Raw genomic sequence first — 21,976 nt, 5'->3', positions numbered from 1 at the left:
TTAATCAAAATATTTATCCCTGTTTCAGATCATTGAGGATGGCATCTGCAGCGCGCAATGACAGCGCGGCCATTGTTAACGTTGAGTTGACCGTCCCAGAAGCAGCCATTGCGGCACCCGTTGCCAGGAACAGGTTGGGATGATCATGCGTACGCAACCATTGGTCCACAACTGAATCACGAGGGTCATGCCCCATGATTGTACCACCCGTAATATGATTGTTCGGCGTGAAGTAAGGAGTCATTTCAATCTCGGTCCCGCCCATTGCCTTGGCAATATCCATCAAGCGCTGCCGCGAAATAACAGCCGATTTACGAACATATTCTCCGACATCATACGTCACTTCAGGGTGAGGAATGCCTAAAGCATCTTTATGATCCTTGGAAAGCACAAGACGGTTATCAGGATCTGGGAGGACTTCGTGATTGGCATAAATATCCACACCATGAGCTGTGCGTCGACGGATTTCTTCGTCCAGTTTTCGCCCCACTAACCCCATGGACAACGCCTTCATTCCGGCACGTGAATTCTGGGCTGTGTTATTATATCCGATCTGTGTAGCAGCATAATCCGAACGGAAATCGCCATCGCGAAAGTTGGTTATAGAACTCATCTGGACTGAGCCTCCACCAGCCCAGATAGGCTCGGCTGCCTGGAAACTCATGCCAATACCTGGATGATCCATCATGTTCCGACCAACGAGATCGGAAGAGTTGGCAATTCCTTTAGGATTTCGATCATTGGCCGCGAGAAGAAGCAATTTTGGGGTTTCAATCCCATTGGCAGAAATCACGAATGTTTTTGCAACAACTCGGTGAGATTGCTTGTCAGGATCATAGAAACGAATTGCTGTGATCCTGTTTTTTGCATCCGTTTCCATCGCATAGACGACAGCATTAGGAATAATTTTCGCCCCCAGTTTTTCTGCTTTTATCGCTGCATATACGCCATTGTACATTGCGCCAATCGGACAGATTGGCATGCAGTTATTGTTTCCACAGCATTGCGGTCGACCATCGTAAGGACGGCTATTACGTGCCTGAGGGACCGGTGTATTCGAAAAACCAAGTTTATTAACAATCTCCGTGAAAGTACGATCTCCATATCCGTAAGGCATGGAAGTCATTGGCCATGGATTTTTACGAGGAGCAGACGGTGTAATTTCCTCGCCGTTTGGTCCCATGACACCCATTTCACACTCAGCCTCATAATAATAAGGCTCAAGCTCGTCATAGCTCATGGCATAATCACGCCCCACGCCATAGGTGGAGCGCAGTTTGAAATCGTTCGGAAGATAACGCCAGCTTGAAGCAGCCCAGTGCCAGGTTGTACCGCCGACACCTTTGATAATTCCTTGTTTATAGGCTGTCCGATCAGGACCTTTAACGATCAGATAGTTATTATCCGGAAAATAATTAGTATGTGGTGCCCACGGCACACTTGGATAAGGCGTTGCGTAATCATATTGGGATTTGTTGTCAGGCGGCATATTCCGCCAGTTCTCCAAAATCTGCGAGCGGTCACGACGAGGCCCCGCATCCAGCAGAAGAACTGAAAGCCCGTTCCGAACAAGTTTGTGAGCAAGCAAAGATCCGCAAATGCCTGCACCCACGATGACAACATCAGCCGAAAGCGTTTCACTAGACATGGTTTTATCCTTGAATTTTCTTAAGCGGAACGCTTTTGACGACGGCTGACCAACCACCAAAGGCCACCTATCACCAAAACAACTCCCAAGCCGCCACCTACTCCAAGAAGGATCATCACTCCCGGACTGGCGAGTTTGGCAATTGGAACCTGCTTTCCGCCAGCGCGTACCTGTTTGACAGCATCCGCAGAGACTGTGGCCTGCGCGTTGCCAAAATGACTCAGAACGTAATCGGCAATTGCCGCTATTTGCTCATCAGTCAGCGGCTGCACCAAAGAGTCCGGCCCAAAGGCTGGCATTAGAATTTCATGATCACCCGTCGTGCGATCTACGCCATAAAGAATACTGGCAATCAGATCGTTCGGATTGAGCTGCCCAGTGGTCGTATTTCCAATAAGAGATGGGTAATAGCCGTCTGAAGATCCTCTACCATCAGACTGATGACAACTGGCACACACAGCTTCATAAAGAACCGCCCCATCTGCCGTATTTGGAAGCGTACTGTTGCTACGACGAGAATTGGCCTCACTCACGCTATAACTGGATAGACGGCTAGTATGTGCAAAATTAGCGACCGTCTGACCCACTTCTGCTTTTGCTGGAACTGAACGCAGATACGTTATCATCGCATAAACATCGGAGTCTGGCAGATATTGCAGACTATGTTCGATTGCCTCTGCCATGGGGCCTGCTGCACGAGCGTGGGAGGTTTTCCCGGTCTTGAGATACTGAAAAAGATCCTGATCCGACCAGCCACCAATGCCACTTTGAGGATCATTGGTAATATTGGGCGCACGCCATGATCCTATATCAGCTCCAGCAAGATAAGCGGACTGATTGGGAGCAAGCAGAAAATTACGAGGGGTATGACATTCACCACAATGAGCGAGTTCATCGACCAGATAACGACCGCGGTTCCAATCGTCATTATGGGTATGGTCGAAAACATAAGGCTTGCCTTCAATCCTCGCGGCAATTTTCCAGACACCAAGTGACGCGCGGATCGAAAAAGGAAAGGGAAGTTGCGTTTTAGGCGATGGAATCTCTACAGGCTTTACTTCAGTCATGATGTACACGTAGAGCGATTTGACGTCTTCATCTGTCAGGCGATTGTAAGCATCATAAGGCATTGCTGGATAAAGCTGGGCACCATCTGCGCGAATACCGTGTCGGAGCGCCTGAGAAAACTGCTCCAACGTATAGTTCCCAATACCATACGTCTTCGACGGGGTAATATTGGTCGAGTAAATATTCCCCATCGGGGAAGATATAGCATAACCGCCTGCAAGAAACTGACCAGATTTCCCATTAGTATGACAGGCAGCACAATCTGCGGCAATTGCTAGATAATGACCGCGACTGATTGAAGGGCGGTGAGAGGAAACTGGTGTTGGATCTGTCGGTTGCGCCAGCGCGGACGTACCTGCGAGAAGCAGAACGATTGTCATGGCAGTGCAGGACAGTGAACAAAAATATCGTATAATCACTGAGTAATATCCTTAGAATGCCGGCATGACATCGACGGATACGGGTTCCGAAACCCAGTAATTCGGTCCGTTATGAGCATATGTCGGAATGACAACGACATCGCGGGACGGCTGATACATCAAAGCTTTTTCAAAGGCATAAACTTTTGCGTTCGTTCCGCCTTCAATAACACCAGAATACCAACCACGAATAATCTGGAGCAGCGTAGAATGTAGAGGACCTCCCCCAAGACCCGCCTCCAGCGCCTCAACATCCTGATACCCGCTTTTAGTAATACGTTCGCGAAGCGCTGTTACCTGAGCTGAGAAATCCCGTACCTGCGCTTCAAATGCCAGCAGGAGTGCCGAGCCAATACCGATATCCAGATTTTTATGACCGGTAGCAAAAACTGAAAGCTGCATAAAATCTGAAATGCCATCACGACTGGATGCCACAACGCTCTGAGCAGATCCCTTTTTTCCCTTCCCCGCGACAGTAACTGCCACACAGACGCTGGAAAGAACCAAAAGGCGCCTACGAGAAAGAGGGATTGCAGCAGGGCTGGGATCAGATATTTTTTCCAATGGCGTTCTCCTAGGAGACATAATTCGATATGTGTTTTTCTCTCTTCTAGAATTTTCAATAATAATAGAAATGACTATTTTTTGTTTAGAATAACACAATATTGATTTTTGTTTTTATTATTGGTAACGTTTTTGGGATTAATATTATTAATCAAATTATTTTAAATATGTTTCAGTAATAAATATTATGAAATATTGATTTATAAATAAAGTTATTATTTAATATTTTGCTTGTGTTGAAGTGAAACTTTAATTCTACGAATCATTTTTCGTTAAAGCACTGACATAAATCGCTGGTATAGAAAATCAAAACAACCTAAAATAAAAATATTGCGGTTCCCGAATGTTTTTATTTTAGGCTCTTAAGCCTAGCTGTCGATTTTATATGCCGGCGCCTCATGCCAATAGGCAGATTCCCTCATTATTTGCATTCATCGATTAAGTTCGTTGAATTTAAAAAATTGACTACTCCGGAATTCGGAATAGTAACAAAATATATAGAAATACCCCTTATGTGGCATACGTCTTGATGAAATAAATTGATAAGCTGGCCCCAGCCCCACTCATCAGAGAGAAGGGAGAGCCGTTGTCTGTTGATGCATTCTGCTATCGGCAGACAACGGCATAATACCTGGAATAACTTCTACTTCAGTTCGATCCACGACACGCCCCGTCAGAACCATATGGCTGCTGGCGTTATAAACATGCACGGTATCGCCCTTCCCGCCCGTTTCCAGAACGGTTCCAGACACTGTCAGGTGAAGACTCTGACCAGAAAACGTCGCCACCACCGGCGAGCCTCGATGGACAAGTTGAGGATGTGCAAGTTGCGACACACTGAGAACCTGACCAGCGGCAAGCACGCCACGCGCCTCCAATCCAATTGCATCCTCAGGGTTCTGTAACGCATCATCCGGAATCAGACCGACCCGAACAAACGTCATGCTGACGTCATCCGGCAGAATAGGCTGCCCCAGATGCATGGCGTGGCGCAGAGTCACAGCACGCACTTCCATGGTCGCCGTGCCATTCACATTAAAAGCCGTTCCCTGCCCGCCCTTGGCGGAAGGCACCTCAAGCCGGGCCGTAAAATGTTCGCTGCCATGCGGCGGACGGTCAATATGCAGAATGGCGGGTGCGCCCTGATCCGACATCGGAACTGCCACAGGCTTGAACCCCGTCAGCGCCACTTCCACCCGTGCTTCGGAGGGCAGTTCAAGCCCTTCGCGGATAACAGGCAGGACATCATCTGCCGTAATCATCCGTGCCGTATGTGTTACGGTCACCGACACCAGAGGCGAAGCATCCGGCCAGTCCACGCCGAACTGAGCAGCAATGGCGGTCAGTTGCGGGCCACCCACCACATAACAGGCTCCAAGCGCCGGAGCATCTCCGATTTCGGTGTCCTGCCCCTTGCCCAGATCATCGAACAGGTCCGACAAACGCACGCGTGGGTGATCGACATTGACGGCCGTGCGTAACGTCGCCGCCGACACACAGGAAAATGCGCCGCACCCCGCCAGTAGCAGAATGCCACCCGTCAGCAGGGTGCGGTTCATGTTTTAAGCGCCGCCCAGATTAGTGACTGTTTTCAGCATGTCATCAGACGCAGTGATAACCTTGCTGTTCATTTCATAGGCACGCTGTGCCGTAATGAGGTCAGTGATTTCGGTCACAACATTGACGTTCGAGTTTTCGACATAACCCTGCATGATGCTGCCATAGCCGACGGCTTCAGGATTGCCCATCATGGCATCGCCAGAGGCCGTCGTCTGCGTAAACAGGTTCTGTCCCATCGCGGCCAGACCGTTTTCGTTGGTGAAGATGCCCAGCTGAAGCTGCCCGACGAGCGTCGTATTATTCTGCCCGGCGACCTGCACACTGACCTGACCGGACTGATCGATCGAAATACTTTGGGCATTGTTGGGGATCGTGATCGTGGGGCTGATGAGATAGCCATCTGCGGTCACGAGAGAACCGTTATTGTCCATCGAGAACGTGCCGTCGCGGGTATAGGCAAGCTGTCCCGAGGGAAGCTGGACCTGAAAATAACCCCGGCCCTGAACCGCCATATCAAGAGAGTTGCTGGTCTGCTCAAGGCTACCCTGATCGTTGATGCGATAGATCGCCGCTGTCTTCACACCAAGGCCGACCTGCGCGCCAGCCGGAATGGTCGTCCCGGTATCGGACGAACTTGCGCCCACGCGACGGAGATTCTGGTAGATCAGATCCTGAAACTCGGCGCGGGAGCGTTTATATCCCGTGGTGCTCATGTTCGCGATGTTGTTGGAAATCGTTTCGACGTTGGTCTGCTGGGCCTGCATGCCCGTTCCGGCGATGTCGAGTGCGCGCATGGAAAATTATCCTTGTCCCGTCAGGGGAAATAATCAGGCCGAAACCTGAACGATCTTGTCGATGGCGTTTTTCTGGCGCGTGGCTTCGGCATCTACGAACTGCGCCATGAACTGGAAATTCCGCTGGATTTCCATCATCTTCGTGACTTCGGTCATCATCTGGACGTTGCTGCCTTCCACCATGCCCTGCACGATGTTGGGCCTTTCCACAGCAGTTGTGGGCTGATCCGTCCGCAGAAGCCTGCTACCTTCTGCCTGAAGTTTGTTGTCATCCTGTGCCGTCACGATGCCGATCTGACCCTGTTCGCCCGTTTCGGTCGAGATCACGCCATCGGCGGAAATGGTGATGCGGTGGTCGGTCTGGGGAATAACGATCGGCTGACCATCCCGGTCCAGCAGGGCATTGCCGCTTTCATCGACGACGGCGCCGTCCTGCTGTTCCTCGAACCGCCCTGCCCGGGTCAGGCGCACACCATTGGCGGTACGGACCTGAAAATAACCTTCGCCTCCAAGCGCCAGATCCAGCGGATTGCCGGTGGACTGCATGTCGCCCTGCTGGAAGTCCCGGTATGTCGCACGGTCCTGCGTATAGGATTCCGTATCCGCACCTTCGGCCTGTTTGGAGCCGTGCTGATGGGACAGGAAGTCACTGAAGAGGACATTTTCGCGTTTGTAGCCCACGGTCGATGCGTTCGACATATTGTCCGCAACCACAGACATGGCGCGCTGCTGGGCATCCATGCGCGAAAGCGCGATATAGGTACTGTTCTCCATGGGCGTTACAGGCTCCGGTCAATCCCGATTTCGGAGCACAGCGTAGCGGCACAAAGCTTTCCCAATCGTTAAACGAACGCCCTCAACCCGACTCGCCGTGACGATATGGTGAAAGAGTCAGCAGTTCCGCCGCCTCTGCCTGAAGGGCGGTCCGTTCCTCTTCCACGAAGGCTGCGACCGCCTGTCGCAGACCGGGATCGAGAATGGCATGGGCCGAATGGGTGAAGCTCGGGAGATACCCACGCTGGATCTTGTGTTCACCCTGCGCCCCGGCTTCAACACGAGAGAGGCCGTGTTCGATGGCGAAAGCAATCGCGCGGTAATAACACAGTTCGAAATGCAGGAAGGGCCAATCCCCTTCGCAACCCCAGTTCCGGCCGAACAGCGCTTCCGCCCCCATAAGATTCAGGGCTCCGGCGACAGCGTTTCCGTCATGATAGGCCATCATCAGGACCACGCGGTTTCCGAGGCGTTCGGACAGCATGGGAAAGAAGCGCTCTGTCAGATAGGCACTACCCCATTTGCGGTCGATCGTGGACTGATAGAAGCGGTAGAATGCTTTCCAATCTTCCGGCGTGATGTCGTTTCCGCGGAGCGTGCTGAAGGTCAGACCACAGGACTGGGCGGCGTTACGTTCCTTGCGGATGGACTTGCGCTTGCGGGAGGACAGCGCAGCCAGAAAATCATCGAACGTCGTGTAGCCGTTATTCTGCCAGTGATATTGAAGGCCTGTTCGCGGCAGATAACCCGCCTCGGTAAAGGCCTCGAGCGAAGCCGCATCGCAGAAATTGGCATGTAAAGACGACAAGCCAAGCTGCGCCGTCGCCTGAATAAGTGCGGCGGCGAGGGCCTGCGCCACGGCTTGCTGATCAGGCAGATCCGGACGCAACAGAAGCCTTGGGCCGGGAACCGGTGAAAACGGAACAACGCAGACGAATTTTGGATAGTAGCGGCCGCCCGCGGCTTCATAGGCGCGGGCCCAGCTCTGGTCGAAGACGTATTCGCCCCAGGAATGGGATTTTCCGTAAAGCGGGGCGAGGGCTGCGATGGTGCTGTCCGGCGCGCGCAAAGCGGCATGACGGACCAGCCAGCCGGAGCGGTCCGCGACGGAACCGCTGTCTTCAAGGGCGGACAGGAAACCGAAGGAGACGAACGGATTGTCCGCTCCCGCACAGGCGTCCCAGACTTCGGCCCCGATCTCGTGGATCGAGGCATGAAGGCTCAGGCTCCAGTCGGGGGACGGCAGGGTGTTCGTTTCTCCCATTCGGTTTCTCTCGGATCAGACGATTTCGAACAGCGCCTCGACCTCGACCGGGGCATTCACGGGCAGGCTCGGCACGCCGATCGTGGAGCGTGCATGGCGTCCGGCGTCACCGAACACATCGACAGCCAGATCGGACGCGCCGTTCATGACGGTGGCGTGGTCGGTGAATTCGGGCGTGCAGGCGATGAAGCCACCCAGACGCACAACGCGCGTGATGCGGGAAAGATCGCCGTCGAGCGCAGCCTTGGCCTGTGCCAGAACATTGATGAGGCAGGCGCGGGCACAGGCTACACCGGCATGGGCTGAAACTTCGTCACCGAGCTTGCCCGTAATGAGCAGCTTGCCGTCCACCAGCGGGAGCTGACCGGACACGACGAGCAGATTTCCCGTCCGCACGGTCGTGACGTAGTTCGCAACCGGAGCAGCTGCGACCGGCAGCGTGATGTCGAGGGCAGCGAGGCGGGATTCGGGAGTCGCGGTCATGGAAAAATCTCCGGTTGGGGCGCCCGGAACGGGCATCTGATAGGACTATATGTTGAAGCGGGAACGACCCGATGCCAAGGGGGAAAGACCGGATCCGGGTCAGGTTGGCAGGCTGTCGTCGCCCGCAAGGCTTCTGCGGCTGCGTTCGAGTTCCTCGGCATAGCGGCGCAGGGCGTGCTGTTCGGTCAGGGTTCCGATCACCTGCCGGGATTGTGGATCTTCAACGACAACAAGCGCATCGGCCTCGGCTTTTTCGAACAGTTCGATCGCCTCGCGGACATTCATGAGCGGTGTGAGCATGGCGTTACGGAACAGGGCCAGCGTTCTGATCGGTGTCTGGTCGGAAGGCGCGGCATGCAGTTCCGCCAGATGGACGATACCGTCATAATGACCGGCTTCATCAAGCAGCACGATCCGCTGAGCCGCACCAGGGGGAAAGAGCGTCTGCGCCCGGCTTACGGACGTCTCCGCCGGAAGGGTCCTGACCTGTCCACGCATCATACGACGCACATTCAGAGAGCGCATCCAGCCGATATCAACGGCAGAGCGGATGGATTCGCCGCGCAGATGGAAACGCCATGTTGCAAAGCTGTAGCCGAACAGGCGCCGCACCGTGAGCAGGGAGAGCACTGCGGCCACCAGCGTGGCACCGCTCATAGACACGCTGCCGGTCAGTTCCAGCATCAGACACACCATCGTCATGGGACTACCGATGACGGCCACGGCCATGGCGCTCATGCCAATCAACGCGCAGGCCGTAACGGAATCCGGCGCAACACCCAAGGGTGCCAGAAGCGTGCCATAGATCGTCCCGGCCAGTGATCCGAGATACAACGAGGCGAAAAACAACCCTCCGCGAAACCCCGACCCGATACACAGGCACGATGCCAGCGCTTTCAGGAGCAAAAGCACGACAGCCATTCGCGCAGTAACATTCCCGGCGAAAACAGTCCGCATCGCTTCATGCCCTGCGGACAGAACGGACGGATAAAGTGTTGCCAGCCCTCCCACAATCAACCCGCCCACCGCTGGACGCAGCCAGACCGGGCCGGGCATTCGCCGAAACAGCCCCTCCGTCTGCGTAACGCAGAACATCAGCCCGATGGCCGTCAGCGCCGTCAGAACACTGATGAGAACCGCCCCGGCCGTTCCTTCCCAGGACAGATCTCCGGGAGACGGAATAACGATGCCCGGCGGCACACTACCCAGAAAGCGCGTCACGCCCACACCCGCCAGCGCGGCCACGGCCACGGGGGACAGACTGCCCAAAGAATAGGACCCGATCACCAGTTCGAACGCATAGAACGCCCCGGCCACCGGCGCATCGAACGCCGCCCCGATTGCGGCCCCAGCCCCGGCTCCCACCAGAACCCGCAGATCTTCCCGGCGCACCCGGAAGGAGCGCCCGATCCGCGAGCCAAACGCTGACGCGATCTGGGTAAACCCGGCTTCAAGCCCGATGGAGCCGCCCACGCCATTGGACAGAACCGTCTGACAGACGATGACCAGACTGTCCCGTACCGACATACGTCCGCCATGCAGCGCATTCGCCTCGATGGGGTCCACCGGGCTGCGCGGTATGATTTTTGCGATCAGCACCCCGAACAGGCCGATTATCAGTCCACCGCCACTCAACACGACAACTGTGCGAAGAGGAGGCAGAGCCTTCAAACCAGACAGATGACCGCCAGACACGCCCGAAACGCCAAAAAGCAGTCTGTGCATCCAGAAGGTGAGATGGGTCATGACGACCACACACAGCCCCGACAGAATGCCGACAAATCCCGCCAGAACGCTCAACCAGATCTCGTTGCCACGCACCAGAGTCCGCAGATTCAGGGGGGCGTGTGGAAACAGCCGCGCCTGAAAGCGGTTCAACCGCTGGCGCAGGATGTGCGAACGGTCCTGAAAAGGGGCGGGACTGGTGGACAAGCGGGCTCCCGGGCGGCAGGTGTGATCCTGTTTGACGGCAAGCGTGCTGCCGATCAACAGCTGTCATGGAAGGATCACCGATGAAACTGCATGCCATCGAACGCGGCGAAGGCCCGGAGACGGTCGTTTTCCTGCACGGACTGTTCGGGCGGGCCCGGAATCTCGGCTTTCTCCAGCGCGGCGCATCTACGACCTTCCGGACGCTGGCGCTGGATCTGCGCAATCACGGCCACAGCCCGCATGGTCCCGCCAGCTATGCTCTTATGGCACAGGACGTTCTGGAAACACTGGACGATCTGGGAATCGAGCGCTTTGCGGTCGTCGGACACTCCATGGGTGGCAAGGTCGGCATGATGCTCGCGCTCGCCGCCCCGGAGCGCGTCACGAAGCTGCTCGTTGCAGACATCGCCCCGGCACGGACGGGACATGGACAGCGCGAGATGATCTCGAAGCTCGAAACCCTCACATTCCCCCCCTCGCTGGAACGCCGGGAAGGGCTGGCCCTTCTGGAGCCCATCGCAGGCAGCCGTCCCGTCGCCGAACTCCTGTTGCAAAACATCCGGCTGGGCGATTCTCCAGGCTGGAGCATCGGCTTTGACGCGCTTTCCCGAGACATTCATGACATCGAAAACTGGCCCGACCTTCAGATTGCGCCCTACGAGGGGCCGGTCCTTTTTCTGCGCGGCGGAGCCTCGCCCTATGTCCTGCCCGAACATCACGATCACATCCGGGCACTTTTCCCGCACGCGCTGATCCACTCCCTGCCCGATGCCGGGCATTGGCTGCACGTGGAACAGCCCCGGGCTTTTCTTAAGGAAATGATGGATTTTCTTCAGGGTTCGGCCTGAAGAAAAAACGTTACGACACCAAACAGGACTTAAAGATGGCAGTTTTGCGTCGGTAAATTTATTACGATAAAGCAACATACAGGAAATATAATATATTAATATTTTGCAAATTTAATAAAACTCAATTAAAATTAAAGTAAAAAACTTACTATTCTGGTGAATTACCGACTACAACACCAATGCCAGAACGGCGAATGTAATAAACTTCTTCAGGATTACGCGGATGTACGCTCTACTGTTCTCCGAGCCTTTGGTAAATCGTGCCGAAATGCGTGTCTTTACACGCGAGAAAATCTATTCTTCCGCCCTGGCCCGGGGCGCAGCTCATGGCGATAAAGAGACTATTAAGGCCATGATGATCGGCTGGTGGCCTTTTATTCAGGCTTTTGAGCGCGCTATTGACGTACGCGTCGGTCATCTTCCCATCAAACCGCTCGTCCAGCGTTTCGGACAGACCCGGATCAAGACTTTCTTTTCAGAAGCCCGTGAAGCGGTGCGCGAAATGAAGGAAGAAGAAGGCTCACACGCCATTCTCTGGGCTGATGGCGCAAAAGAATTCGGCCTCGACCTGTATGGAACGCATTACGACACGCTTCCCACGGTCCAGAAGCTGATCGCCAATGCCGACAGTGAAGATCCCGTGGTCTTCTTCTCCTGGCTTGCAGCCGTCGAATACATCGCCGAAGAACTTGCCGCCTATCTGTGTCACGCGCCGAAGTTCACCAACCTGTTCGCCAAGAAGCACTGGACCTGGGGTCTCGCTCATGATGAGCACGAACATGACGGCCCGTCCCATCTGGAAATCGATGAGGATCTGGCCCGCGGGTACTATCCGTCCAACGACCCGGACATCACCCGCGCAGCCCTGACAGCCAATATGCGCGAATGCATTGAAATGTTTGAAAAAGCCAGCCACGAGATTTACGCCACAACGCCAGAAATGGCGCATTAACGAAACCTTAACTCTTTAGCAGCTATCTTCGCGCCAAGGATGCCATACCTGAGGCGCGGAGATGTTGTCTGCAACAGATTCGTTTTCTGCAAAGAAAAACTTCATAAATTTCTGTCATCGTGGCACCCTCCTCCGCTATTGGGAAGGTCCATGATGTCTTTGCCTGTCTCACCGGCTCCCTTTGTCGCCTTCCCGCAATGCGCGACATAATGACAGCCATCCTGACCTTACTGAAACAGACACGGCTTGCCCGGCTTTTTCCCTTCCGGACTGAAATACCGGCAGGAGCGGAAGAAGACATCCGCCTTTCACGTTGCCGGGTTCTGCGCAGCCTGAACTTCTTCCATTTTATCCCCCAGATCAGCTGCGGCCCGATTGCCGGCCTTTGCCTGATGCGGAACAACCCAATCTACGGCACACTTCTGTGCGGAGCAGTTCTATCCCTGCTCGTGATCTACAACATCTGCTTTTATGCGATCCCCACCGAAAAACTGGTCGACACCCGACAGTCATGGATTCTTAAAGGGCTCAATTTCATATTCGCCCTCTGCTGGATCACCCTTCCAGTTGTCGTTTTCCCGTATGGAGACGCCAATGACCGGGTCATGGTCGCAGGAATCATGGTCGGGTTGACCGCAACCACCATCACGCTGATGCCCTTGATCTGGATGGGCGAAATCATCGCGTCAATGCTGATCGTTTCCTGTTTCGTCGCTCTTTTCCAGGCATGGGAAATCGATCACAGCCTGTTTTACCTCTATATTGCCATCGAAATGGCGGTCTATCTGTTTTTCGTCCTGTCCTTGACCATGGCGGTCAGGGCTCTGTTCACGGCATTTCTGATCAACAGATATTCTCTCGAACAGCGAAACAGCATCGTCCAACTCCTGCTTCGCAATGCTGATGATGATACCGGCGACTGGCTATGGGAAACCTGTGCGTCCGGAAGCCTGCGCAATGTGTCAGCCAGCCTGGCTTCGGCTTTCGGCAATAGTCGCGAATGGCTCGAAACCCGTAGCTTCTTTGACATCCTGTCTGACCTGGCAGGCCCTGCCGCTTTTGACGGCGATGAACGAACGGGGCTCGGGCGGCTGCGACAATGCCTCGACAACCGGATTTTCTTCCGGGACATCGTAGTCTCCGGCACTTTGCAGGGACAGCAGCGCTTCTGGTCGCTCAGTGGACGCCCGGTCTTTCAGGACCGCAATTTCGTCGGTTATCGCGGGGTCGGGACGGACGTAACCCAGACGCACTGGGCCCAGGAAAGCGCCTCCTTCAGGGCACGGCATGATCTACTGACTGGCCTACCCAACCGCGGCGCTTTCCTCGACGATATGGAAACCTACCTCATCGAGGCCGCCCGCACGGGCGAAGCGTTTGCACTGCTCAACCTCGATCTGGACGGCTTCAAGCAGATCAACGACCGACACGGCCATTCTGCTGGCGACGAAATGCTCAGGAAAGTCACGGTTGTCCTGAGCCGCACCCTGAGCGAACGCCACAGACTCTATCGTTTTGGCGGCGATGAATTTATGCTGCTCGAACGTCAAACAACTCCGGCTCAGGCTTCCGCCACCGCATCGGGACTCATCAATGCACTGACAAACGTCCCCATCCGGGTTGGCGAAGGCGTGCGCTGCGCGGTCGGTCTCAGTGCGGGAATCGTGTTGTCCATCGGCGGATCAGAACGCGTGGGAAGCCTTTTGGAAGCCAGCGACCTGGCGCTTTACGAGGCCAAGAGCCTCGGGGGACACACGCATCGCTTCTACAATCCGGAACTGCGGACTGTCGCCAAACGGAACAGGGATCTGATCCGTGCGCTCCCCGAGGCGCTGGAGAAGGGGGATCTGGGAATTGTCTATCAGCCTTTCTTCAACACTCAGAGCCAGAAACTCTGCGGATTCGAAGCGCTGATCCGCTGGTCCCATCCCGAATATGGCCGCGTGCCCCCAGAACGGATCATCCAGCTCGCAGAAGAGGCCGGACTGATCCAAAGGCTCGGCGTCTACGTCATGGAGCGGGCCTGCCTCTTTGCCAGCGAATGGGAAGACGGATTGGTGCTGTCGATCAATGTCTCGGTTGGGCAGCTTGAGGCTCCCACCTTCCTCAAGGATACGTTCAGGGTTCTGGAAAAAACAGGCTTCCCAGCCCGCTGCCTTCAGATCGAGATGACCGAAAATATCTTCATGGAGCCGGATGCCGCGACCTTCACGCTGCTCAGCCGCCTGCAGAGCGCCGGGATTTCCATTGCGCTCGACGATTTCGGCAAAGGCTTCTCATCTCTCGGATATCTGCGCTTTTTCCCGTTCTCGAAAATCAAACTGGACGGTCTGTTCGTCAGGGACATGCTCCGCGAATCCCGGGCGGCATCCATTGTGCGCGCCGTGGTCGATCTGTCGATCGATCTGGGCGTAGCCGTAACCGCAGAAGGCGTGGAAAGTCAGGAACAACTCTCCTATCTCAAGCGCCTCGGCTGCACGGAAGTTCAGGGCTATCTGCTGTCCCGCCCCCTTTCTCCCGAAGACACCCGTCAGTTCATGGCGACGATGCCAGTTGTCATGGAAGCATCCTGATCCACCTCAGGCCGTCAGAGGATTGGGAGCCGTCTTTTTTCCTTCTTCCGCCATACGCCAGCAGTACCAGGCCAAGGTTGATCGATAGGGGGAAAAGCGGGCCGTCTCTTCTTTCAGCGCTTTTGGTTTGGGAGGCAGTTCCATCCCCCGCAGGCGCCGCCAACCTTCCCGAACGCCAAAATCATCGACGGGCATCACGTCCGGGCGGTTCAGCGTAAACATCAGCAGCATCTCGACGGTCCAGCGTCCGATTCCTCGCAGGGTCACGAGACGCGCGATCAGTTCTTCATCCGTCATGCTCCCAGCCTCCGCGCGGCTGGGAACAGTTCCGTCCAGACGAGCCTGTGCAACACCCCACATGGCCAGAAGCTTGTTACCCGAAAGACCGCAGGCACGGAGGCTTTCCTCGGGCAGTTCCAGAAGCCGTCCTGGCGCTGGCGGCGGTCCGTCCACCGTGCCCTGTTCTCCCAGCACGCAGAGGCGACCGAAAATCTTCCGCGCGGCGGCTCCATGAAGCTGTTGCCCGGCGATGGCGCGCAGAAGGGCATCATAAGGCTCCTGCCCGTCATCACCCTTCAGGGTGCAGGCTCCGATACGCGCCATGGCCGCCGCCAGACCGGGATCGGAGCCAAGAAGTGTGGCATAATCAGCCATCAGACATGCGCCTTTCCGGAAGTTAAGGTTCGGGTGACTCTTTGTGTCTTTCGTGGGTCTCGCATTACTGCCATGATATGCCAAGACAGACGCCCACCTCCAGCCCCGGATAACCAGCCTGCCGGATGACAACCCCGACCGCCCTGGTGCAAAAGGTCTGGCGATGATGCGACGCCACCCTCTTCTCGCCGACTGGCTGTTTTCTGCCAGCTCCTTTCCCGACAGGATGAGCCGCATATGAACGGATCATCCACCACCACGTCCGGAAAGTCGCAGAAACGCGAGCCCCAGCTCTTCGCCCCCTCTGCGCGAACTGCTCCCACACGCCCGCATTATGCCCCGGCTGGTAGGCGCGAGCGCCTGAGAGATTACGTCCCGCCAGCACTTCCGGTCCGCCCAGTGCTAACGCCGATGATGCGGCCGCAGACCATCGTTGAAAACGGACCGACAGTTCCGTTCATTTTTTCGGCCGGACTCCACGCAGCCATTCTGACCTTCCTGCTGATGCAGCATCAGGGCATGCATGGCTCACCTGCGGGGCAGGAGCAGCCGCAGGTGGAGATGGTTTTCGATACGCCACCCTCGAAAAGCAGCATGCGCGGCCCACGGGCGCATGAAGAAGGCGGTGCGCCACCTCCTCCCTCGGCCCAGAGCCCGCAGGAAACCCAGGAAGACCAGCAACAGCCGCAAAAGGAGCAGTCCACCCCGACGCCTGCCGTTCCGACGCCTGAGACACCGTCCGCGCCTGAAGTGCCAGAAGAACCCTCAGCCGAACTGCCCAAGACAGCGCCTACTCCGGCCCCCATTACCCCCGGAGCAGCGCCAAGCCGCCGCAGCCAGCAGACGTCGCCACATTCCCATCACGCGCAACGGTCGGTCCGCTCCGACCGAAACAATCCGTTCGCCCATCCAATGGATCTGTCCTTCGGTGAACAGCCCTCGCCCTATCGTCGCCACCGTGGCCGCGCCTCGGGGTCCGGTGGGCCGATCGATATGTCTCTTGGGCCGCTCAGTCTGAACGGCGCTATCAATGCGCCTTACCAGACCCGCACTAGCGTCAAGGGCGTCAGCGAGGACTACGGCGGGGAAATCGACCGCTGGATCCGGGCGCATATGTACTATCCAGAAGAGGCCGCCCGCGCGGGCGAGGACGGTCCATCCTCGGTGCATGTCGTGCTGGACCGGTCGGGCCATGTGAAATCCGTCCGGCTCATGAGCCAGTCCGGCTCCTATTCGCTGGATGCGGCAACGACCGGCATGTTCCAGGGCGCACATCTGCCGCCAGTCCCGCCGGACATGAAGGGTGACCATTTCGATATCGACGTCACGATCAACTACATCCTGATCCGCCGGTAAGGGCACGGTATCAAGCGGAGGGCGCGGCTTCGACATCGGAGCCGCAATCCCATACAGTCCGTCAGGTCACCGTCCTGTTGCCGGAGCCCCGATGCGCCGTTTCCGTTCTGCCCTGCTGCCCCTGTGCCTTCCACTTGTTCTGGGAGGCTGCTTCAGCCTTTCCCGCCCCTTCGCCGATCCCGGACAGCAGGCCAGATACCTCACGGCAGCCAATCTCCCTCCTGCCCGCCTCGCCGTCCCAACTCCGCCAAACGCGCTACTGTCTGACGATGCGGCCACGCTCTGGGCCCATGATGTGGCACAGGCCATGGTCAACCAATCCGTTCCCGCCATCGCACAGCCCCGCAAAAAGGGAGACTGGTGGGTGAAGCTAAGTGCGACGACTCACGGAAATACGGTCGTCCCCCACTACGTCATCATGACCCCGGAAGGAAAAGCGCGAGCGGAAACGGACGGGGCGGCCGTGGATATGGCATCCTGGAGCGCAGGAGACCGACTGGCGCTTCAGGACGCCGCCATACAGGAAGCGCCCCAGCTTGCGACCCTGCTGACGGGCATTCAGGCGAACATGATGCAGCAGGACCCGCACAGCCTCATGAACCGCCCCGCGAAGATCTGTTTCAAGGGCGTTACCGGCGCCCCTGGAGACGGAAATATATCCCTCGCCCGCGCGTTCTATTCGTCCTTTCCCGACAAAACCAACACGGTCACAACAACGGAAAAGGGCGCGGACTTTATCGTACGCGGGACGGTCGATCTCAAGACGGGCACTCCCGGCAACATCAGTCATCCGGTCGATCATATCGAAATCGTCTGGCATGTCCTGACGCCGGATGGGAAAGAAGCGGGCGCCGCCACCCAGTTGCACGACATCGCTCCTCATTCACTGGATGGCGCATGGGGTGACACGGCGGATATGGCTGCCGAAGAAGCCGCTCAAGGCGTACGGACCATCGTCACTAACTATTCAGGCCGCGAACACGCCCCCCTGCCGGAGACAAAGGGTCCTCCGAAAAAAGCGGCCTGATACAGAAGAACGGGGGTTCCATTCCATTAATGTAACTCTGAGTATCTTTATGTAATACAGTTTGTTACATCACTCCGGCCTTTTCATACCGGAGTGTCCGATGCGTCTTTCTTTCCGTTTGCTGCTGTCTAGCCTGGGTTTCTGTGCAGGCCTTGCCCCTCTCGCCGCTTTTGCAGACCCAGCTCCGGTTATTGCCGTAAACCGCGAGATCGGTCTTTCAATGACAGGCACGTTCCGCAACAGCGTCAGCGGCAACAGTTCCCACATGACGCAGAGTGGCGGTTCCGGCCGCTATGCTTTCACTGAAGACTCCGCAAGCGCCTCGCGCTACCGCACCATCGGCTGGACCCCCGGCTTTCAGGCGGATGCTTCAGTCATGTTCAACGCCTTCGGGATCGAAAACCTTTACGGCGCACTCCATTTCTCGCTCGAAAACGGCCAGAGAAACTACAAATCCCACTACCGCAGCTATTCCAGCAATTCTGCACCATACGGGTTCTCCGCGGGCGGAAACGACAGCTCCAACGGCACAGACAATCGGGGAGAGATCGGCAAAGGCTTTCTTCTGCTCTCCGATAGCCTGCTGCTGACGCCTTTCATTCAGGGCGGATATGTCACGAACGGCAGTGACGGAGATTTCGGCTACGGTTCTGGCCGTTACTTCGCGGGCGCTGGCCTGAAAGCCGATTACGCTCTCACCTCCCGCCTCGTCCTGCGTGGGAGGTTTGGATGGGCGGAAGTTCTCAATTCCGGCCTTTCCTACAACAGCCAGCCCCGTCCCCTGTGGGAAGGTGGCCTGGGCATGGATTACCGCATGACCCAGCGCCTCCACCTGACGGCAGGAGGAGACTATTCCTATATTTCCTACGGCCATGACCGAAACGTCGAATCCAGCACGGAATTTGGCACAGCCTATTCCTACTCGGGCGTCTCAAGTGCCCTGAGCAACGGTCTGAAGCTACATGCGGGTCTGGCCTGGCAGTTCTGACCCCGTCTGACAGACCGCGTCCGGCTGGCACGACATGCAGTGACCGACCAACTGGTGCGCGGAAAGAATGAAACAGGACGGATGACAGGGGGGCTTTGCGCTGTTAGAAGGCCAGCAACTTCCCTGTCGGACACCGGACGAGGCCGTTTTTCATGAAGATCGTAGCCTGCAACAGTAACCTGCCGCTGGCCCGTGCGGTCGCCCATGAACTCCGGATGCCTTTGTGCAAGACCGTAGTGAAACGCTTTGCTGATGGCGAAGTCTTCGTCGAGATTCAGGAAAACGTCCGCGGTGAGGATGTCTTCGTCGTGCAGAGCACCTGCATGCCGACGAATGACCACTTGATGGAACTTCTGGTCATGTTGGATGCGCTACGCCGTGGATCGGCCAAGCGCGTCACAGCCGTCATGCCGTATTTCGGCTACGCCCGACAGGACCGCAAATCCGGCCCCCGCACGCCCATCAGCGCCAAGCTGGTCGCGAACCTTCTGACGGAAGCCGGTGCCAACCGCATCCTGACGATGGATCTGCACGCCATGCAGATCCAGGGCTTCTTCGACATCCCGACCGACAACCTCTATGCCGCGCCGCTGTTCGTGCGCGACCTCAAGACGCGCCTGCCGGACCGGGAACTCATCATCGTCTCGCCGGATGTTGGCGGCGTGGTCCGTGCGCGCCAGCTCGCACAGCGCCTGAACGTAGATCTCGCGATCATCGACAAGCGGCGTGAACGCGCTGGCGTGTCGGAAGTCATGAACGTCATCGGTGACGTCGCCGGCCGCTATTGCGTGCTGGTCGACGATATCGTCGATAGTGGCGGCTCGCTGTGCAACGCCGCCAACGCACTCATGGCCCGTGGGGCGGAAGGCGTCGAAGCTTACGTCACTCACGGCGTTCTGACTGGCAATGCCTGCCAGCGCGTGAAAGACAGTCCGTTGAACATGCTGACGCTGACGGACAGCATTCCGGCGACCGAGGCCCTCCTCGAGACCCCGAATATCCGTCAGATCACGACAGCCAACCTCCTCGCCCGGGCCATGAGCGCCGTGGCCGATGAAAGCTCAGTTTCCTCACTGTTCGACTGAGCGTCCATCGGTCCACCCTCACGCCCCCATCTTCGTGAACGGACTTACCCATGACCCAGATTCTCCCCAAACCCTTCTGGTATCTGCGTCATGGCGAGACCGACTGGAACGTCAAAGGACTGGCACAGGGTAGAACAGACATCCCTCTCAACGAGACGGGCATCGCACAGGCCGTTCGGGCAGGACAAACATTAGCAGCGCTTTTCCAAAACAACGACCGTCCCTTTGACCACATCATCTCATCGCCTCTCAGCCGCGCCGCCGTCACGGCTATACGCGTGCGTGACGAAATCGACAGACTTGCTGGGATCACCTTACCGTTGCGGATCGAGGAAGATCTTTCAGAAGTCTGCTTTGGTATTCACGAAGGAGAACTAATGAGTGACTGGTATCATGATTGGATTGAAGCTGGCACCTCCCTTGAAAACGGCGAAAGCTTCAAAACCCTCACACAACGCGCTGTAGCAGCAGTAAACCAAGGCTTGGGATCTGAAGGAACACCGCTGTTTGTCGCGCACGGCGCCCTGTTTCGTGGATTACGGGCCGGTATGAATCTGAGTGTGAACGAACGCCTAGCGAACGCCGTGCCCATCAAGGCTCAACCCAAGAATAATAACTGGCTATTACACATGATATAATATTAATATTTTTGAAAAAATACTCAAAAAATAAATGTGTTTATATAATTATACTATAGTTTTTGTTGTGATAACTTAGTTAATAGTCCCCATGCCCCAAACCTGCGAGAAGGGATGAGGCAAACTGCGCCATAGGTATTTTGATGAAAATTGAAATTTTCGATTGGCCCATGGAAAATATCAGCTATATATAAATAGAAAAATATAGACACAAATATGAACTTCTGAAGTATTCCTATTCTGGAGTAAAAAATGAATAAAAATTCATGTGACGTTGGTATCGCAATCACAACGTATTTAAGAAAAGATATGGTCTGTAACTTGGTGGACCGAATACAAGCTCTCACTCGCAGCGATTACAAGATTGTCGTCTGTGATGATGGATCCTCAGACGGAACCGTGGAAGAACTACGCAAAAAAGGTATCACTGTCTTAGGCGGGAAAAATAAAGGTATAGCGTGGAATAAAAATAGAGGATTATTCTATTTTTCAAATATCTGCCGCGCAAAAACAGTTATCCTTTTGGATGATGATGTTTGGCCTGAAGTCGCCGGATGGGAGCAAGAATGGGTTTTAGCTGCTTCTCGCGTCGGACATATCAATTATATCCCACCAAGCTACGAGCGTTACTCTCCGCGTCGTCCAATGACAGCAATGAATCTCGGAGTCGGTGCTGTAGTCGGTGGAATGGCTATGGCACAAACAACTGAGGCCCTCGCATGTGTCGGTTATATGGACACACGTTTCGGGCGTTATGGACACGAACACAGCGATTTCTCCATTCGCTTCCTTCGGGCTGGTTTTGGCGGCGTCCGTTGTCCTGTTGAGGATGGAATACACAATCGCTTTTATCTTCTTGATAGCGGGATCAAACTTCTGGACGCCGTCAGTTCAGCTTCCCATGAAGATCTGGAAAATAATGGAAAGCTTTTGAATGAACTCCAGAAAGAACCAATATACAGAGCACCTTGGTACAACGACGAAGAGATGCGCGAGTTTTTAGCTGAATTCGGACCGGGTTTTTCAGAAATGAATGATCCTCCCTTCAAAGGAAAAACGTTCGACATCAACAGCTATTATCAAAAGCATGAAGATGTTTATTTAAGCGGATATGATGCTTTTTCTCATTATATTGAGAATGGAATCAGAGAAAATAGAGAGCTGTAATTAAATTTTCGGGTAGTGAAACTCTGTATTTACTACCCGATCTTTTAAAGAAGATCCGCTTCTCAATAAAAATTTCCCAAATCTGAAAATTCAAAGATTCCCACGATTCGTAGAAATTCTCTAATTTTAAGAAAAATCAATCAAACCATTTTTTAAATCAGACATCCCGGATTTGTGGCAGA

At 55.4% G+C, this 21,976-nt stretch carries 19 protein-coding genes; 9 read left to right on the top strand and 10 right to left on the bottom strand.

From position 1 onward, the window contains the following. Positions 1-13: 13 nt before the first annotated feature. The 9 genes from GKO01_RS04745 to GKO01_RS04705 form a co-directional block, all read right to left on the bottom strand. On the bottom strand, positions 14-1,648 hold the full coding sequence (locus tag GKO01_RS04745; protein WP_099285996.1) for a GMC family oxidoreductase: 1,635 nt from the start codon (positions 1,646-1,648) through the stop codon (positions 14-16). A gap of 20 nt (positions 1,649-1,668) precedes the next feature. Beyond that, the gene (locus GKO01_RS04740) at positions 1,669-3,096 is read right to left on the bottom strand and encodes a cytochrome c (RefSeq protein WP_099285995.1); all 1,428 of its coding nucleotides are present in this window, start codon (positions 3,094-3,096) and stop codon (positions 1,669-1,671) included. Positions 3,097-3,147: 51 nt separating this feature from the next. After that, entirely contained in the window at positions 3,148-3,699 is a 552-nt protein-coding gene (locus GKO01_RS04735; RefSeq protein ID WP_167383430.1) for a sorbitol dehydrogenase family protein, read from the bottom strand. A gap of 566 nt (positions 3,700-4,265) precedes the next feature. Next, positions 4,266-5,258 carry a flagellar basal body P-ring formation chaperone FlgA gene (gene flgA / locus GKO01_RS04730; protein WP_174694233.1) on the bottom strand — a complete coding sequence of 331 codons (993 nt, stop codon included), beginning with the start codon at positions 5,256-5,258 and terminating at the stop codon, positions 4,266-4,268. Between the two features lie 3 nt (positions 5,259-5,261). Continuing rightward, positions 5,262-6,053: a flagellar basal-body rod protein FlgG gene (gene flgG, locus GKO01_RS04725; protein ID WP_099285993.1), complete on the bottom strand. Its 792-nt coding sequence runs from the start codon at positions 6,051-6,053 to the stop codon at positions 5,262-5,264. A gap of 33 nt (positions 6,054-6,086) precedes the next feature. Further along, on the bottom strand, positions 6,087-6,827 hold the full coding sequence (flgF, locus tag GKO01_RS04720) for a flagellar basal-body rod protein FlgF (RefSeq protein WP_099285992.1): 741 nt from the start codon (positions 6,825-6,827) through the stop codon (positions 6,087-6,089). An 82-nt stretch (positions 6,828-6,909) separates the two neighbouring features. Continuing rightward, positions 6,910-8,091 (bottom strand): GNAT family N-acetyltransferase, encoded by a 1,182-nt coding sequence (locus tag GKO01_RS04715; protein ID WP_099285991.1) that lies wholly within the window; start codon positions 8,089-8,091, stop codon positions 6,910-6,912. Positions 8,092-8,106: 15 nt separating this feature from the next. Then, positions 8,107-8,574 (bottom strand): RidA family protein, encoded by a 468-nt coding sequence (locus tag GKO01_RS04710; RefSeq protein WP_099285990.1) that lies wholly within the window; start codon positions 8,572-8,574, stop codon positions 8,107-8,109. Between the two features lie 99 nt (positions 8,575-8,673). Then, positions 8,674-10,452, bottom strand: coding sequence for a chloride channel protein (locus GKO01_RS04705; protein WP_099286113.1), 1,779 nt, complete (start codon positions 10,450-10,452; stop codon positions 8,674-8,676). 134 nt (positions 10,453-10,586) lie between these two features. Between GKO01_RS04705 and GKO01_RS04700 the strand changes: the two genes are divergently transcribed. The 3 genes from GKO01_RS04700 (at position 10,587) to GKO01_RS04690 (ending at position 14,879) form a co-directional block, all read left to right on the top strand. Beyond that, entirely contained in the window at positions 10,587-11,354 is a 768-nt protein-coding gene (locus GKO01_RS04700; protein ID WP_099285989.1) for an alpha/beta fold hydrolase, read from the top strand. Between the two features lie 223 nt (positions 11,355-11,577). Beyond that, a complete protein-coding gene (locus tag GKO01_RS04695; protein WP_099285988.1) occupies positions 11,578-12,306 on the top strand; it encodes a hypothetical protein in 729 nt (242 codons plus the stop codon). 209 nt (positions 12,307-12,515) lie between these two features. Continuing rightward, entirely contained in the window at positions 12,516-14,879 is a 2,364-nt protein-coding gene (locus tag GKO01_RS04690) for a putative bifunctional diguanylate cyclase/phosphodiesterase (RefSeq protein WP_099285987.1), read from the top strand. Positions 14,880-14,885: 6 nt separating this feature from the next. Here GKO01_RS04690 and GKO01_RS04685 read toward each other — a convergent pair whose 3' ends face one another. Further along, positions 14,886-15,533, bottom strand: a complete 648-nt coding sequence (locus tag GKO01_RS04685) for a DNA-3-methyladenine glycosylase family protein (RefSeq protein ID WP_099285986.1) — start codon at positions 15,531-15,533, stop codon at positions 14,886-14,888. A 237-nt stretch (positions 15,534-15,770) separates the two neighbouring features. Here GKO01_RS04685 and GKO01_RS04680 point away from each other — a divergent pair, with 237 nt between their 5' ends. The 6 genes from GKO01_RS04680 to GKO01_RS04655 all read left to right on the top strand — a co-directional run bounded on the left by GKO01_RS04680 (position 15,771) and on the right by GKO01_RS04655 (position 21,794). After that, positions 15,771-16,889 carry an energy transducer TonB gene (locus GKO01_RS04680; protein ID WP_099285985.1) on the top strand — a complete coding sequence of 373 codons (1,119 nt, stop codon included), beginning with the start codon at positions 15,771-15,773 and terminating at the stop codon, positions 16,887-16,889. A gap of 91 nt (positions 16,890-16,980) precedes the next feature. After that, positions 16,981-17,916, top strand: coding sequence for a hypothetical protein (locus GKO01_RS04675; protein ID WP_099285984.1), 936 nt, complete (start codon positions 16,981-16,983; stop codon positions 17,914-17,916). A gap of 100 nt (positions 17,917-18,016) precedes the next feature. After that, positions 18,017-18,904, top strand: coding sequence for a porin family protein (locus GKO01_RS04670; protein WP_099285983.1), 888 nt, complete (start codon positions 18,017-18,019; stop codon positions 18,902-18,904). Between the two features lie 152 nt (positions 18,905-19,056). Beyond that, a complete protein-coding gene (locus tag GKO01_RS04665; RefSeq protein ID WP_062027866.1) occupies positions 19,057-19,989 on the top strand; it encodes a ribose-phosphate pyrophosphokinase in 933 nt (310 codons plus the stop codon). A 50-nt stretch (positions 19,990-20,039) separates the two neighbouring features. Beyond that, the gene (locus GKO01_RS04660) at positions 20,040-20,627 is read left to right on the top strand and encodes a histidine phosphatase family protein (RefSeq protein ID WP_099285982.1); all 588 of its coding nucleotides are present in this window, start codon (positions 20,040-20,042) and stop codon (positions 20,625-20,627) included. A gap of 252 nt (positions 20,628-20,879) precedes the next feature. Next, on the top strand, positions 20,880-21,794 hold the full coding sequence (locus GKO01_RS04655) for a glycosyltransferase family 2 protein (protein ID WP_099285981.1): 915 nt from the start codon (positions 20,880-20,882) through the stop codon (positions 21,792-21,794). The last annotated feature ends 182 nt before the right edge of the window (positions 21,795-21,976 follow it).

It is taken from the genome of Gluconobacter kondonii (assembly GCF_002723995.1).
Lineage (GTDB): Bacteria > Pseudomonadota > Alphaproteobacteria > Acetobacterales > Acetobacteraceae > Gluconobacter > Gluconobacter kondonii.
The sequence above is the reverse complement of the archived record's forward strand: the minus strand, read 5'-3'. Positions and strand labels throughout refer to the sequence as shown.

What these genes read in the sequence shown, in the direction of transcription:
- flgF (WP_099285992.1), bottom strand. Translation starts at nt 6,827, where the DNA reads ATGGAGAACAGTACCTATATCGCGCTTTCGCGCATGGATGCCCAGCAG.
- flgA (WP_174694233.1), bottom strand. Translation starts at nt 5,258, where the DNA reads ATGAACCGCACCCTGCTGACGGGTGGCATTCTGCTACTGGCGGGGTGC.
- GKO01_RS04665 (WP_062027866.1), top strand. Translation starts at nt 19,057, where the DNA reads ATGAAGATCGTAGCCTGCAACAGTAACCTGCCGCTGGCCCGTGCGGTC.
- GKO01_RS04690 (WP_099285987.1), top strand. Translation starts at nt 12,516, where the DNA reads ATGACAGCCATCCTGACCTTACTGAAACAGACACGGCTTGCCCGGCTT.
- GKO01_RS04670 (WP_099285983.1), top strand. Translation starts at nt 18,017, where the DNA reads ATGCGTCTTTCTTTCCGTTTGCTGCTGTCTAGCCTGGGTTTCTGTGCA.
- GKO01_RS04660 (WP_099285982.1), top strand. Translation starts at nt 20,040, where the DNA reads ATGACCCAGATTCTCCCCAAACCCTTCTGGTATCTGCGTCATGGCGAG.
- GKO01_RS04745 (WP_099285996.1), bottom strand. Translation starts at nt 1,648, where the DNA reads ATGTCTAGTGAAACGCTTTCGGCTGATGTTGTCATCGTGGGTGCAGGC.
- GKO01_RS04700 (WP_099285989.1), top strand. Translation starts at nt 10,587, where the DNA reads ATGAAACTGCATGCCATCGAACGCGGCGAAGGCCCGGAGACGGTCGTT.
- flgG (WP_099285993.1), bottom strand. Translation starts at nt 6,053, where the DNA reads ATGCGCGCACTCGACATCGCCGGAACGGGCATGCAGGCCCAGCAGACC.
- GKO01_RS04675 (WP_099285984.1), top strand. Translation starts at nt 16,981, where the DNA reads ATGCGCCGTTTCCGTTCTGCCCTGCTGCCCCTGTGCCTTCCACTTGTT.
- GKO01_RS04740 (WP_099285995.1), bottom strand. Translation starts at nt 3,096, where the DNA reads ATGACAATCGTTCTGCTTCTCGCAGGTACGTCCGCGCTGGCGCAACCG.
- GKO01_RS04695 (WP_099285988.1), top strand. Translation starts at nt 11,578, where the DNA reads ATGTACGCTCTACTGTTCTCCGAGCCTTTGGTAAATCGTGCCGAAATG.
- GKO01_RS04710 (WP_099285990.1), bottom strand. Translation starts at nt 8,574, where the DNA reads ATGACCGCGACTCCCGAATCCCGCCTCGCTGCCCTCGACATCACGCTG.
- GKO01_RS04685 (WP_099285986.1), bottom strand. Translation starts at nt 15,533, where the DNA reads ATGGCTGATTATGCCACACTTCTTGGCTCCGATCCCGGTCTGGCGGCG.
- GKO01_RS04655 (WP_099285981.1), top strand. Translation starts at nt 20,880, where the DNA reads ATGAATAAAAATTCATGTGACGTTGGTATCGCAATCACAACGTATTTA.
- GKO01_RS04715 (WP_099285991.1), bottom strand. Translation starts at nt 8,091, where the DNA reads ATGGGAGAAACGAACACCCTGCCGTCCCCCGACTGGAGCCTGAGCCTT.
- GKO01_RS04680 (WP_099285985.1), top strand. Translation starts at nt 15,771, where the DNA reads ATGAACGGATCATCCACCACCACGTCCGGAAAGTCGCAGAAACGCGAG.